General features: G+C 63.9%; 12 protein-coding genes and 1 pseudogene. 11 read left to right on the forward strand and 2 right to left on the reverse strand.

Annotated features, from left to right (window positions below; all coding sequences use genetic code 11):
- The first annotated feature begins 65 nt into the window (after positions 1–65).
- The 7 genes and pseudogenes from ACCQ07_RS09260 to ACCQ07_RS09290 all read left to right on the forward strand — a co-directional run bounded on the left by ACCQ07_RS09260 (position 66) and on the right by ACCQ07_RS09290 (position 7,683).
- Positions 66–1,179, forward strand: a protein-coding gene (locus tag ACCQ07_RS09260) for an IS3 family transposase (protein ID WP_372364002.1) whose coding sequence is annotated in 2 segments (ribosomal slippage) — positions 66–319 and positions 318–1,179 — 1,116 coding nt in all. Because the reading frame shifts where the segments join, the coding sequence is not laid out codon by codon here.
- Between the two features lie 97 nt (positions 1,180–1,276).
- Positions 1,277–1,675 carry a hypothetical protein gene (locus tag ACCQ07_RS09265; RefSeq protein WP_372364003.1) on the forward strand — a complete coding sequence of 133 codons (399 nt, stop codon included), beginning with the start codon at positions 1,277–1,279 and terminating at the stop codon, positions 1,673–1,675.
- Between the two features lie 144 nt (positions 1,676–1,819).
- Positions 1,820–2,626 (forward strand): annotated as a pseudogene (locus ACCQ07_RS09270) (hemagglutinin repeat-containing protein); the annotation flags it as partial.
- A gap of 135 nt (positions 2,627–2,761) precedes the next feature.
- On the forward strand, positions 2,762–3,046 hold the full coding sequence (locus ACCQ07_RS09275; RefSeq protein WP_223866278.1) for a hypothetical protein: 285 nt from the start codon (positions 2,762–2,764) through the stop codon (positions 3,044–3,046).
- A gap of 28 nt (positions 3,047–3,074) precedes the next feature.
- Positions 3,075–3,575 carry a TspO/MBR family protein gene (locus ACCQ07_RS09280; RefSeq protein WP_209260800.1) on the forward strand — a complete coding sequence of 167 codons (501 nt, stop codon included), beginning with the start codon at positions 3,075–3,077 and terminating at the stop codon, positions 3,573–3,575.
- Between the two features lie 590 nt (positions 3,576–4,165).
- Positions 4,166–6,673, forward strand: coding sequence for a bifunctional aspartate kinase/homoserine dehydrogenase I (gene thrA, locus ACCQ07_RS09285; protein WP_372364004.1), 2,508 nt, complete (start codon positions 4,166–4,168; stop codon positions 6,671–6,673).
- Positions 6,670–7,683: a homoserine kinase gene (locus ACCQ07_RS09290; protein WP_011347177.1), complete on the forward strand. Its 1,014-nt coding sequence runs from the start codon at positions 6,670–6,672 to the stop codon at positions 7,681–7,683. Before thrA ends, ACCQ07_RS09290 begins: the two co-directional genes overlap by 4 nt.
- A gap of 74 nt (positions 7,684–7,757) precedes the next feature.
- On the opposite strand, the gene ACCQ07_RS09295 is transcribed toward ACCQ07_RS09290, so the two are convergent.
- Entirely contained in the window at positions 7,758–8,072 is a 315-nt protein-coding gene (locus tag ACCQ07_RS09295) for an EthD family reductase (protein ID WP_008571555.1), read from the reverse strand.
- A gap of 155 nt (positions 8,073–8,227) precedes the next feature.
- Between ACCQ07_RS09295 and thrC the strand changes: the two genes are divergently transcribed.
- Positions 8,228–9,538 carry a threonine synthase gene (gene thrC / locus ACCQ07_RS09300; protein ID WP_372364005.1) on the forward strand — a complete coding sequence of 437 codons (1,311 nt, stop codon included), beginning with the start codon at positions 8,228–8,230 and terminating at the stop codon, positions 9,536–9,538.
- A gap of 101 nt (positions 9,539–9,639) precedes the next feature.
- Positions 9,640–10,383 carry a murein L,D-transpeptidase catalytic domain family protein gene (locus ACCQ07_RS09305; RefSeq protein WP_372364006.1) on the forward strand — a complete coding sequence of 248 codons (744 nt, stop codon included), beginning with the start codon at positions 9,640–9,642 and terminating at the stop codon, positions 10,381–10,383.
- An 85-nt stretch (positions 10,384–10,468) separates the two neighbouring features.
- On the opposite strand, the gene ACCQ07_RS09310 is transcribed toward ACCQ07_RS09305, so the two are convergent.
- On the reverse strand, positions 10,469–11,134 hold the full coding sequence (locus ACCQ07_RS09310) for a Crp/Fnr family transcriptional regulator (protein WP_008571434.1): 666 nt from the start codon (positions 11,132–11,134) through the stop codon (positions 10,469–10,471).
- Between the two features lie 203 nt (positions 11,135–11,337).
- On the opposite strand from ACCQ07_RS09310, the gene hisS reads away from it, so the two are divergent.
- Both hisS and ACCQ07_RS09320 read left to right on the forward strand, forming a co-directional pair.
- A complete protein-coding gene (hisS, locus tag ACCQ07_RS09315) occupies positions 11,338–12,774 on the forward strand; it encodes a histidine--tRNA ligase (RefSeq protein ID WP_071117283.1) in 1,437 nt (478 codons plus the stop codon).
- Positions 12,775–12,987: 213 nt separating this feature from the next.
- A complete protein-coding gene (locus ACCQ07_RS09320) occupies positions 12,988–13,314 on the forward strand; it encodes a YerC/YecD family TrpR-related protein (protein WP_372364007.1) in 327 nt (108 codons plus the stop codon).
- Positions 13,315–13,322 lie beyond the last annotated feature (8 nt).

Consider the following 13,322-nt stretch of genomic DNA (forward strand, 5'->3'; position numbering starts at 1 on the left):
TCCCCCGATCCGCAGACACCGCATAAGTAGATCTTTCTGGCTTGGTTCCCAAGTCAGGAGGTTCCATGCGCACATCGAAGTTCACCGCGACACAGATCATCGCCACGCTGAAGCAGGCCGACGCAGGCGGCCCAGTCAAAGACATCTGTCGCCAAGCCGGCATCAGCACGACGGCCTATTACCAGTGGAAGAGCAAGTACAGCGGCTTGGAGGCGTCCGAGCTGCGGCGGGTCAAGGAGCTCGAGTCCGAGAACGCCAAGCTCAAACGGATGTACGCCGAGTTGCCGCTCGACAACGCGGCCATGAAGGACCTGATCGCAAAAAATTCTAGGGCCGGCGCGTAAACGCGAGGCGGTGCGGTTCCTTATCGAGGTCCACGCGCGGCCGTTGCGCCGGTCCTGTGCATGCGTCGGGCTGTCGCGTGCCGCCTGGTACGCACCGCCGCTGGACTGGACGGTGCGCGATGCCGAGCTGATTGCCGAGATCGCGCGTTACGTCGAAGCGCACCCCAGTCGTGGCTTCTGGAAGCGCAGCGACTACCTTCGCAAGCAGCAACCAGGCTGGAATCCCAAACGCATCTATCGCGTTTACAAGGCCATGAAGCTCAACCTGCGCCGCCCTGCAAAGCGTCGCCTTCCCAAGCGTGAGCGGGTGCCGCTCTACGTGCCGAGGCTGCCAGACACGGTCTGGTCGGTCGACTTCATGAGCGATGCGCTGGCATGCGGACGACGCTTTCGCACATTCAACGTGGTGGATGACTTCAATCGCGAGGCGCTACACATCGAGGTTGACACCTCGATCAACTCGCAACGGCTTGTGCGTGTCTTCGACCAGATCAAACGCGATCATGGCTTGCCGCAGGTGGTGCGCTCGGACAACGGCCCCGAGTTCCTGGGCGAAGCGTTCAGCGGCTGGCTCAAGACCAATGGCGTCGCACTGCAGTACATCCAGCCGGGAAAGCCAAATCAGAATGCCTTCATCGAGCGCTTCAATCGTACGTTCCGCGAGGAAGTGCTCGACCTGAATCTCTTCGCCTGCCTCGACGAGGTGCGCGAAGCCGCCCACTGGTGGATGATCGACTATAACGAAGCAAGATCCCATGATTCCCTTGGCGGAATGACCCCGGTCGAGTACCGCAACAAGTACGCCGAAAGCTCTACTTTTGAAGTGCCTGCTTGACGGGGGAGCTTACGGATCGATATACCAAAGTCGGCATCTGGCACTACTTACAGCCCAGAAATTAAATTTATAATTAATAAACCGTGAAGGAGGATTGATGAAAATAAGAAAACTAGACGAAATGGTAAAGGACTCTTTTGGACTATCGCTCTCGGCACTTTTTAGTTCCGTGGGAGGTAACTATCCTGAGCTTAATTTTTACCAGCACAAAGAGATATTCTTCGCGGCAGTAGAAAAGCTTCTTGAGGAAGGGAGAATACTTTTCGTTGCCCCGGGGGGCGATTGCTATGTTTCCCCGGATAATCCAAATCCTAATTTTTCAATCGAAAACGCTGAGGCCCATTGGAATGATAGCCCGGGAAAAATAGTAAGTTATCTTAGGGAGAGATGGCCGAAAGAGGCTGTAAATGAAAATGATGCCGATTTGAACATGTACTTCTATGAAATCCCATCTGTCATTTGGGTTGATGAATCCGGAAACTACTTCGCCTCGTAATAAAGCTTTTTGTATGGATTCAGTTGCCACCTCACAATCTCAGGGACAGGGGCAAGGGACGGGGGCATCAGGGACGGAGGTGATTAAGCGGCGGCCCTGACCGCCTGCATGACCTGTGGCCTGCTCGTAAACCTGGTCCAGGCATTATTAGACCAGGGCCGCATCAGCGGCACTGGCGCTGTGTCGCTGGAAGCGCGTAACGACCTGCTCAATCAAGGCCGGATCCAGGGTCGCGATGTCGCGTTGGTGGCCGGCAACAACCTGGTCAGCGAAGCATCCACGGCCATCAACGGCGTCGGCATCTTGTCGGGCATCACGGCCAGCAACACCCTGCAACTGATGGCCGGCAACGACATGACGTTGACCGGCACGCGCGTGCAGGCCGACGGTAGCGCGGCACTGCAGGCCGGCAACAACCTGTCGCTGATGCCGACCACCGGCCTGGACGGCAAGGTTGCCACCCGCACCAACATCAGCACCGGCGACAGCCTGCAACTCACCGCGGGCAACGACCTGACCATCCGCCAGGCCGAGGTGAAGGCAGGCGGCGATCTGATCGCCGCAGCGGGCAACAACCTCAACGTCGAGTCCGTGCTCAACGAGACCGAGACCAACAGCTATAACAGCCGCAACGGCAAGACCCGCGTTACCACCACCACGACCACGCAGAGCATCGATCAGCAGGCGCTCACCGCTGGCGGCAAACTGATCCTCAGCGCCGGCAACGACGTCAATCTGGTCGCCGCCAAGCTCGATGCAGGCAAGGGTCTGGGCATCAGCGCCGGCAACGGCATCAACGCCAGCACGCTGACCACGGTGGACACCAGCGATGTCCTGGAAACGCGCAAGCGCTTCAAGCAAACCACCAGCACGAGCGACGAAACCGTCCACAGCACCGAGTTCAGTGCCGGCGGCAACCTCGCTATGCAGGCGGGCAACGACTTAGCAGTCTTCAACAAGGCGCAAAGTATGGGGCAAGATGCCTGGGCCAGATGCAGGCTAATCGTAGCGTTCGTCTTACAGGGTGGTAAGGAAATTCCACTGCCCTGGCAGTGTTAAGGTTGTTGGCGTCGACGGAAATTGGCAATGAACACAGATTGGTTTAAAGAGAACTTCTTATCTTTTATGAAAGGTTGCGAATTTATCTACAGTGAATTCAAGAATGGTGATTTCGGAGATCTTCAGAGAGTGGAGGTTGAAAGTTTTAACAAAATGGGGGCAGTTGAATTTTGGTCCTCAGGCTGGGTAGGAATTGATCTTGTCGATTGCGTTTCTGGAACCCAAGAAATCAGTGTGCTGCTTTCTCCGGAACAGCGAGATCTCGTTGATGGTGAGTTAAGAAGATTTTCCGACCTGATGGCGCGACGCTGACCAACGCTGATGCGAGGCTACAGCAGTCATGACCCAAGATCGTTTCAAAAAATCGCAATGGTTCGGCCTTCTCGGCTGGTTGGTGCTTTGCTATGCCGCAGCCGCGCTGGGCGCAACTGCATCGATCCAGGCCGCCAGCTTTTATGCGCAGCTGCAGCGGCCGGCATGGGCGCCGCCGGGGTGGTTGTTCGGGCCGGTGTGGATGGCGCTGTACGGGATGATGGCGCTGTCGGCGTGGTTGGTGTGGCTCCGTGGGCGATGGGCTGGCGCGCGTGTGGCGCTGACACTTTTCCTGGTGCAGCTGGCGCTCAACGGGCTGTGGAGTTGGTTGTTCTTTGCATTGCACTTGGGAGCGTGGGCGTTTGCGGACATCGTGGCGCTGTGGCTGGTGCTGGCGGCGACCATCGGTGTGTTTGGGAAGAGGCAAGCTTCGGCGGCGTGGTTGTTGGTGCCATATCTGGCGTGGGTGAGCTTTGCGGCGGCGCTCAATTTTTCGGTCTGGCAACTCAACCCTCGGGTGCTTGGCTGATCTGCGCTGCTGACCTTGGTTCGCACCGATTCGGGGTTGCGATAGCGACGATCTGTTGCTTGATGCGAAGTTGTCTGTTGCTTGATGCGACGTGCTGCCTGCAGCGATGTGATGCATCGAGTGCTGGCCATCCAGTCAGCCTATCGCGTCGGCCGAGCACACGACTCGAGCAATGAAGGTTAGAAAGCTGCGCAGCATGGCTCTGCAAGGCCGATCCAAAAGTTTCCATAGCAATCAATTGCTTGCACGCACAGTGCTTAAATCCCTGAGCAAAAAGGATTTCTGTTCCGTGCGCCCAACGCATGCGCCTGCCCATTCACGCAATGCTTGACAGGCCTCGGCCCGGTGATGTCTTTTGCATGCATGGGTAACGCCTCCGCCACCGCTTCGCTTCTCTGCCAGCCGCTACTGCGGGCAGGTGCGGGCGTGGCCGGCATTACCACCATCATTACCACCGCCACCATTCGCCCGGTGCGGTCCGTCGTCTTCGCGTAACTTCCGAAAACAACGGCCCCGCACCCGGATCAGGATGCGGGGGCTTCCCTCTCTCATCCGATGCGGACGGGGCCTCCCCCCAACGAGGTCTGTCGATGTCATCGCCCGCTGTTTCGTTCGAACCCGCTGCTGTTCTTGCGTCCTCTGCGCGCACTGTCGTGCACAAATTTGGCGGCACCTCGGTGGCCGATGCCGAGCGCTATCGGCATGTGGCGCAGCTGCTGCTTGCACGCGACGAGACGGTGCAGGTCACCGTGGTCTCGGCAATGAAGGGCGTCACCGATGCCTTGATCGAACTGGCCGAACTGGCGGCGAAAAATCGCCCCGAATGGCGCGAGCGGTGGCACGAAACACGCGCACGCCATCGCGGTGCGGCAGTGGCGTTGCTCGGCGAGCATTCCGGGCCAACGGTGGAGTGGCTGGACGAGCGCTTCGAACATCTGTCGCAGATCCTCAGCGCGCTTGCGGTCATCGGCGAATTGCCGCGCGAAGTGCTCGACCGCGTGCAGGGCCTGGGCGAGGTGTATTCGGCGCAGCTGCTGGGCGATCACTTCCGCGCGATCGGCGAGGACTGCGCGGTGCTGGACGCGCGCGACGTGCTGGTGGTCAATCGCGGCGAACTGGGTGTGGATGTGGACTGGGAGGCGAGTGCGCAACGTCTGGCAACCTGGCGGCAGGCGCATCCGCAAACGCGCGTGGTGGTCACCGGATTCGTGGCGCGCGACCGCGCCGACCGCATCACCACGCTGGGCCGCAACGGCAGCGATTATTCGGGTGCCATCTTTGCCGCGTTGTTCGATGCCGACGAACTGCATATCTGGACCGACGTGGACGGCGTGCTGTCGGCCGACCCGCGCGTCGTGCCTGAAGCGGTGCAACTGGAAACGCTGAGCTACGACGAGGCCTGCGAGCTGGCGTACTTCGGCGCGAAGGTAGTGCATCCGCAAACGATGTCGCCGGCGATCGAACGCGGCCTGCCGATCATCATCCGCAACACCTTCCAGCCCGAGCATCCCGGCACGCGCATCACTGCCAGCAGTGCGGTGAGCGGGCCGATCAAGGGGCTGACGTTGAGCCCGGATCTGGCGGTGCTGAATCTGGAAGGCACCGGTCTGATCGGGGTGCCGGGCACGGCCGAACGCGTGTTTGCAGCGCTGCGCACGGCGCAGGTGTCGGTGGTGATGATCTCGCAAGGTTCCTCGGAACATTCGATCTGCTGCGTGGTCAAGCAGCACGAGTCCGAGCGTGCACGCAACGCATTGCTGCAGGCGTTCGCGCATGAACTCACGGTCGGCCAGGTGCAGCGCGTGCAGCTGACCACCGGCATCAGCGTGCTGGCAGCGGTGGGCGATGGTATGGCCGGCCAGCCGGGCGTGGCGGCACGGCTGTTCGAATCGTTGGGGCGCGCGCAAGTCAATATCCTGGCGATTGCGCAGGGCTCGTCCGAACGCAACATCTCGGTGGCCATCGATGCGGCGCACGCCACCAAGGCCTTGCGCGCGGCGCATGCAGGTTTCTGGTTGTCGCCGCAGACGTTCTCTGTGGGCGTGATCGGGCCGGGCAATGTGGGCGCAGCGCTGTTGGATCAATTGCGCACTGCGCAGCCACAGTTGCTGGGCAAGGCCAATCTGGATCTGCGCCTGCGTGCGGTGGTCTCACGCGGTCGCATGCTGCTGGACGAACGCGGCCTGGTCGGCGACTGGCGCGATGCGTTTGCATCGGCCGCCACGCCCACCGATCTGGAACGCTTCACCACGCATCTGCTGTCTGCGCATCTGCCGCATGCGGTGATCATCGATTGCAGCGGCAGCGCCGAAGTGGCCGACCGTTATGCGGGCTGGCTGGCCGCCGGCATCCATGTGGTCACGCCGAACAAGCAGGCCGGTTCCGGCCCGCTGGCGCGTTATGAGGCGATCCGCGCAGCGGCCGATGCCAGTGGGGCGCGCTTCCGTTATGAAGCCACCGTGGGCGCCGGGTTGCCGGTGATCACCACGCTGCGCGACCTGGTCGATACCGGCGATGCAGTCACCTCCATCGAAGGCATCTTCTCCGGCACATTGGCGTGGTTGTTCAATAAATACGACGGCAGCGTGCCGTTTGCCGAACTGGTGACGCAGGCGCGTGGCATGGGCTACACCGAACCGGATCCGCGCGACGATCTGTCCGGCGTGGACGTGGCGCGCAAGTTGGTGATCCTGGCGCGCGAAGCAGGGCGCTCCATCAGCCTGGAAGACGTGCAGGTTGAAAGCCTGGTGCCGGAAGGGCTGCGTCAGGCCAGCGTGGACGATTTCATGGCGCGGCTCTCCGAAGTGGATGCGGTGTTCGCGCAGCGCCTGCGCGATGCGCGTGCGCGCGGCAACGTGCTGCGCTATGTGGCGCAGCTGCCGCCTGACCGCGCGCCCAGCGTGGGCCTGGTGGAATTGCCCGCCGATCACGCCTTCGCCAATCTGCGCCTCACCGACAATGTGGTGCAGTTCACCACGCGTCGCTACTGCGAGAATCCGCTGGTGGTGCAAGGCCCGGGCGCGGGGCCGGAAGTGACCGCGGCAGGCGTGTTCGCCGATCTGCTGCGCGTGGCGGCAGGCGAGGGCGCGCGGCTATGACGCAGACTGTTGTCAGCCATGCCGGCGTGAGCCAGGCAGCGGTGGCGCAGGCGCATCGCTGCGATCGCGCATCTTTGGACAAACACGGCCTGCACGAAGCGCGCGCCTTCGCACCAGCATCGGTTGCCAATGTCGCGGTGGGATTCGATCTGCTCGGCTATCCGATCGATGGCATCGGCGACACCGTGACCGTGCGCCGTATCGAAGCGCCGGTGGTGCGCATAGCTGCGATTCGCGGCACGACGGTGGCGCTGCCCCTGGATGCCGAGCGCAACACTGCAGGCGCTGCACTCATTTCGCTACGTGCCGCCTTGCAGCTGCCTTATGGGTTCGAAGTCGAGATCGACAAAGGCATCGCGCTGAGCTCGGGCATGGGCGGGTCTGCCGCGTCATGCGTCGCGGCCCTGGTTGCGGCAAACGCGCTACTGGCCTCGCCATTGGATCACCACCAGCTCTACCAATACGCGCTCGATGGCGAAGCGGTAGCCAGCGGCAGCCGCCACGGCGACAATCTGGGGCCGCTGTTTGTAGGTGGTTTGGTGTTGTGCACGCTGGAACGCCTGGTGCCAATCGCGGTGCCACCCGCTTGGCATAGCCTGCTGGTGCATCCGGATGCAGTGCTGGAAACGCGGCGCGCGCGCGAAGCCTTGGCGGGCAATTATCAATTGCGCGAGTTCGTCGCGCAGAGCACCAATCTGGCGTTGGTGTTGGCCGGTTGCCATGCCGGCGATCCAGACCTGGTACGCGCAGGCCTGCGTGATGTCCTGATCGAACCGCGTCGCGCCCCATTGATCGCCGGCTTCGCAGACGCCAAACAGGCAGCGCTGGACCACAACGCCCTCGGCGCCAGCATTTCCGGCGCCGGGCCAAGTGTGTTTGCCTGGTTTGAATCGCGTGCCGCTGCAGAGGCTGCGGCAACCGCAGTGCAGGCCGGGTTTGCGGCTGCAGGGTTCGATAGCCAGGCCTGGGTCTCGCCGATCGCAAGTCCTGCGGCGCGGTTGCTCGGGTGAATCGGGACGCATGCACTGAAAACGCGCCGCAGGCAGCAGGCAGCAGGTCTGGCCTGCAGCTCGCCAGGCGCTGTTTAGTCGACGACGACTTCGCTGATCTGCATCACCGGGGTCAGGTCGGTGTAGTTGGCGATGTCGCCCAGGATCTCCGCCGCATGCGGCCCGAAGCTGGCATTGAAGGCTTCCTGCGACGCGCAAAAGATGTGGCACATCCCGATGAACGCCGGCGGGCTGCCGGCCTCGCCGCCGCTGATGCCTTTGTCCACCGTATATTTCAAACAGGCCGGCCCCATGCGCGCGCTCACCAGCGGCATGTGCTGGTCGCGGTAGTAGGCGTGATCGAAGCGGGCGCCTTCGCGGTACGGATACATCACACTGACCTTGATCATCTGCCGACTCCACGGAAGGGTGCGCGCAGCATAGCCCCGCGCCATCGACCGTGCGCACCCCTTCGGCCAGATGCCGGCGCAACCCGACGCCCGGCTCCGTCACACGCGGCACCGCTTGTCATGGGTACCGCCCAGCCTTCGCTTTATCTGGAGTCATGCTGATGTTTATCTCCACCCGTGGCGGTGCCCCCGCCGCAAGCCTGAGCCAGGCCATCGCCGCCGGGCTGGCGCCCGATGGCGGCCTCTACGTGCCGCAGACCCTGCCGCCTGCGCGTACGCTGGTTGCGGGCGCCGGCCTGGCCGACACCGCCACTGTGCTATTGCAGCCATTTTTCGAGGGCGACGCACTGGCCGCCGAACTGCCTGCCATCTGTGCTGAAGCCTTCGATTTCCCGGCGCCGTTGGTGGCGCTGGGTACGCCGGGCGATTACGCACTGGAGCTGTTTCATGGCCCCACCGCCGCGTTCAAGGATTTCGGTGCGCGCTTTCTGGCCGCCTGCCTGACCCGCCTGCGTCGTGCCGAAGACCGTCCGCTCACCATCCTGGTCGCCACCTCCGGCGATACCGGTGCCGCCGTGGCCGCCGCCTTCCATCGCCAGCCCGGCCTGCGTGTGGTGGTGCTGTATCCGGACGGCCGCGTGTCGCCGCGGCAGGCGCATCAATTGGGGTGTTTCGGCGACAACATCCAGGCCCTGCGCGTGGCCGGCTCGTTCGACGACTGCCAGGCAATGGTCAAGCAGGCCTTGAACGATGCCGCATTGCAGGCGCAGGTGCCGCTGAGTTCGGCCAACAGCATCAGTCTGGGCCGGTTGCTGCCGCAGATGAGTTACTACGCACATGCCGCGCTGGAACACCATGCAGCCTCGGGCAGCGCGCTCAACCTGGTCGTGCCTACCGGTAACCTGGGCAACGCGCTGGCGGCGATCATCGCGCGCGCGCTAGGGGTGCCATTGGGCCGCATCGCGCTGGCGTCCAACGCCAATCACGTGTTGCCGGACTATTTCGCGGGAGATGCCTACGCACCGCAGCCCAGCGTGGCCACGCTGGCCAATGCGATGGACGTGGGCGCGCCGAGCAATTTCGAGCGGCTGCGTTGGCTCTACAACGGCGACGATGCCGCCTTGCGCGAGGAATTCCGGGCCTTGTCGGTGGACGATGCGGCGATTCGCAACACCGTGCAGCAGCGCTTCGCCCGCTACGGCGAGGTGCATTGCCCGCATACCGCCACCGCGGTGCATGTGCTCGAACAACTGCGTGCCGAAGGCGCGGAGGGCGGCACTGGCGACTGGGCGGTAGCGGCCACCGCGCATCCGGCCAAGTTCGAGGGGGTGGTGGAGCCATTGATCGGCCGCGCGGTGGAGGTTCCGCCGGCGCTGGCCGCGCTGCTGCAGCGCCCGGCGCATGCCGAAGCACTGGCGCCGGAGTACGCAGCCCTTCGGCAGCGCTTGCTTGCCGATGCCGCCTGACCCAACGCGTTCAGCCACCGGGGTTGGAAAGTGGCCCGCATGCGGCTATTTCTAGCCGGGTGCGGCCCCGTCGTGGCGCCGCGTCCGCTGTGGGTTGTTGCATGTCTTATCGAATGATCGCCGTTGCCGGCTTCTTGTGCGGATGGGCAGCGGCTGGTGCGGTCAGTGCGGCCGATGCATTGGCTGGATCACCGGTCGCGCCACTGGGCGCCCCGCGTGTGGGTCTGGTCGAGGCGCTGGCGCGCCAGGCGCCGTCGCTGGACCGTCAGGTGCTGGCTCTGGCCACCGAGGCGCTGCAATGCGCCCGCCAGCGCCAGCAGGTGGGTGCCGAACGGGTGCTCAGCGTCATCGACTACAGCCGCCCCTCGACCGAGCGCCGGCTCTGGGTGTTCGATCTGGACAAGCAGCGCCTGTTGTTTCGTGAATGGGTCGCGCACGGACGCAATACCGGCGAGAACCTGGCGGCGAAGTTCTCCAATGACGATGGCAGCTTCCAGTCCAGCCTGGGCGCGTTCACCGCGCAGGAGTCGTACACCGGGCACAACGGTTACTCGTTGCGGCTCAAGGGTCTGGAGCCGGGTTTCAACGACCACGCACGCGATCGCGCCATCGTGATCCACGGCGCGCCCTATGTCAGCGAAGCCGTCATCCGCAGCCAGGGCCGGCTCGGCCGCAGCCTGGGCTGCCCGGCCGTGCGGCCAGCGGTGGTCAAGCAGTTGATCGATACCTTGCGCGACGGTGCGTTCGTGTTCGCCTACTACCCAGACCGCGCCTGGCTGCGCCATTCGCAGTTGCTGAGCAGCGGCTGTGGCGGTGCGGCAGCGCGTGCAGTGGCCGGGCGCTGAGTGATCGCGCGTCACCGACCCGGCCGACTGCGTCGACAGGCACGCACCGACGCATCAATGAAATCCATCAATCAGCCGCCAACCCTTACACCGTATCGCCGGCCAGGCGGCGCAGTGCGGCGTAATCCAGGATCTGCACCAGCTGCAGTTGCGGTAGCGCGATCAACTGCTGCTGCCGCAGCTTGGTGAAGGTGCGGCTCACCGTTTCCACGGTCAGCCCCAGATGGTCGGCAATATCGCCGCGGCTCATCGGCAGCGCCACGGTGTCGCCGCTGGCGCCGGGCTGGGTGGAGCGAGCGGCCAGCCGCAGCAGGAAATGCGCCAGCCGTTCGCTCGGTTGCAGGCGTGCCAGCAGCAGGCCGGTGTCCTGCGCTGCAGCCAGCTCCATGCTGGCACGTTGCAGCAGCTTGCGTTCCAGCTGCGGGTAGCGCTCGCGTAGCTGGCGCATTTGCGCCATCGGCGTGCGGCACACCCGGCTGTCGACGATGGCTTCGATATCGTGGCGGTGCTGCGCGGTTTCGGTGAGCCCGACGTAGTCGCCGGGCAGCACGAAGCCGGTGATCTGGCGGCGCCCGTCGGCCAGCGTGCGCACCATGCGCAACGCACCGGAGGTCACGGTATAGACGTTGTGCCGGGTCTCGCCCGCACGCACCAGGGTGCTGCCGGGCGCGTAGGCCGCCGCGTGGGTGACCTGGTCCAGCGCGTCCATCTCCTGCGCCGACAGCGCCGCACAAATGGCCCGGCCGCGCACGGCGCAAAGGGCGCAATCTGAGTTGGGCGTGCCACTGGCGGATGCCGTGCTGGGCGCCGGGCAGGTCGCGCTGGGGTCGGAAAGCTGCCGGTACATGGGCCATGCACTGCTGGGACGCATTGAATGATACGCCATGCGGTCAGCGCGGCCGCCCAGCCGGTAGAATTGTGCGTTCGCCACATTGTCCTGCAGGAGTTTCGCTCGTGATCAAGCCCCGTACGCCGCCCGGCATCATGGAATTGCTGCCGCGCGAGCAGATCGCGTTCCAGCGCATGCTGGACGTCATCCGCCGCAACTACGAGCGGTTCGGGTTCCTGCCGGTCGAGACCCCGGTGTTCGAGCTGTCGGATGTGCTGCTGACCAAATCCGGCGGCGAAACCGAGCGCCAGGTGTATTTCGTGCAGTCCACCGGCGCGCTGGCCAATGCTGCTGCGGCAGCCGATGCGGGCGCCGAGAACGGTGGCCTGCCCGAGCTCGCGCTGCGCTTCGACCTGACCGTGCCGCTGGCGCGCTACGTCGCCGAGCATGAGCACGAGCTGAGCTTCCCGTTCCGGCGCTACCAGATGCAGCGCGTGTATCGCGGCGAACGTGCGCAACGCGGGCGCTTCCGTGAGTTCTACCAGTGCGATATCGACGTCATTGGCAAGGATGCGCTGAGCATCCGCTACGACGCCGAAGTGCTGGCGGTGATCCATGCGGTGTTCGCCGAGCTGGGCATCGGCGATTTCAAGGTGCAGTTGAATAACCGCAAGCTGCTGCGCGGCTTCTTCGAAAGCCTGGGCGTGGCTGAGGGCGAGTTGCAGCTTGCCGTGCTGCGCGAAGTCGACAAGATCGACAAGCGTGGCGCCGATTACGTGCGCGACACGCTGGTGGGCGAGGGCTTCGGCATCGCCGCCGAGCAGGTGGCCAAGATCCTCGCCTTCGTGGCGGTGCGCTCTGACGGGCATGCCGATGCGCTGACGCAGTTGCAGGCGCTGGAAGCCTCGGTCGGGGCCAGCGCGACGCTGGGCGAGGGCATCGCCGAGTTGCGCGAAGTACTGGAGCTGGTCAAGGCGCTAGGCGTGCCGGAGAGCGCGTACTGCCTGAATTTCTCCATCGCGCGCGGGCTGGACTATTACACCGGCACCGTCTACGAAACCACGCTGATCGACCACCCGCAGATCGGCTCAATCTGTTCGGGCGGCCGTTACGAGAGCCTGGCCAGCCACTACACCAAGTCCAAGCTGCCGGGCGTGGGCATTTCGATCGGCCTGACCCGCCTGTTCTGGCAGCTGCGCGAGGCCGGCCTGATCCAGGGCATCGCCGAAAGCAGCGTGCAGGCGATGGTGGCGCTGATGGACGAGACCCGCCTGGACGACGCGCTGGATATCGCGCGCCGGCTGCGCATCGGTGGCATCAACACCGAGGTGCAGATGGAGCCGAAGAAGGTCGGCAAGCAGTTCCAGTATGCGGCTCGCGCCGGCATCCGCTTCGTGGTGCTGGCCGGCGACGACGAACTGGCACGCGGCGTGGTGGCGGTGAAAGACCTGGTGCGAGAGCAGCAGTTCGACGTCGCCCGCGACGAGCTGGCCAGCACCTTGCAGGTGGAACTGGAACAGGCCAGGGCAATGCTGGTGGCTGGCGGCGTCCAGGGCGACTGATATCGTCAGTTTGAAGACGTCACAGGCTTGGTGACCATTTCGCCGGCGACCCACGTGCCGTAGCGCAGAACGAGCCCACTGACATCAGATGTCAGTGGGCGTTTTCGTAACAGGCAGGTGGGCGAGCAGTTTCTCCATGAATGCTTCGATGCGGTCGACTTGTCCCGAGGCAGGGCTTGCGTTAATGTACTAACACGCTATTACATTAACGCAATGAAACAACGACCTGCCCCCCGCGAGAACAACGACATTGCGGCATCTCTGACGATGCTGGCCGACGCGCTGGCATGCCTGCGCGCGCCCGAGGCGGTCGAAGCGTTTCTGCGTGACCTCTGCACGCCTGCCGAGCTGGAAGCCATGGCCGACCGCTGGCGGGTGGTGCCGCTGCTGGTCAAGGGCGTGCCGTATCGCGAAATCCATGAGCTGACCCAGGTCAGCGTCACCACCATCGGGCGCGTTGCGCGCACCCTGGACCACGGTGCCGGCGGCTATGCCGCGGCCTTGCGCGAGCAGTCTTCGCGCCCTGACGCCTCCCACTGAGAGAACGA

The sequence above is a fragment of the Xanthomonas sp. NCPPB 3583 genome (assembly GCF_041475715.2).
Taxonomy (GTDB): Bacteria; Pseudomonadota; Gammaproteobacteria; order Xanthomonadales; family Xanthomonadaceae; genus Xanthomonas; species Xanthomonas euvesicatoria.

Bases quoted from the DNA above. Each gene is read 5' to 3' on its own strand.
- ACCQ07_RS09290 (WP_011347177.1), top strand. From the start codon at position 6,670: ATGACGCAGACTGTTGTCAGCCATGCCGGCGTGAGCCAGGCAGCGGTG.
- ACCQ07_RS09305 (WP_372364006.1), top strand. From the start codon at position 9,640: ATGTCTTATCGAATGATCGCCGTTGCCGGCTTCTTGTGCGGATGGGCA.
- ACCQ07_RS09295 (WP_008571555.1), bottom strand. From the start codon at position 8,072: ATGATCAAGGTCAGTGTGATGTATCCGTACCGCGAAGGCGCCCGCTTC.
- ACCQ07_RS09320 (WP_372364007.1), top strand. From the start codon at position 12,988: ATGAAACAACGACCTGCCCCCCGCGAGAACAACGACATTGCGGCATCT.
- thrA (WP_372364004.1), top strand. From the start codon at position 4,166: ATGTCATCGCCCGCTGTTTCGTTCGAACCCGCTGCTGTTCTTGCGTCC.
- thrC (WP_372364005.1), top strand. From the start codon at position 8,228: ATGCTGATGTTTATCTCCACCCGTGGCGGTGCCCCCGCCGCAAGCCTG.
- ACCQ07_RS09275 (WP_223866278.1), top strand. From the start codon at position 2,762: ATGAACACAGATTGGTTTAAAGAGAACTTCTTATCTTTTATGAAAGGT.
- ACCQ07_RS09280 (WP_209260800.1), top strand. From the start codon at position 3,075: ATGACCCAAGATCGTTTCAAAAAATCGCAATGGTTCGGCCTTCTCGGC.
- ACCQ07_RS09265 (WP_372364003.1), top strand. From the start codon at position 1,277: ATGAAAATAAGAAAACTAGACGAAATGGTAAAGGACTCTTTTGGACTA.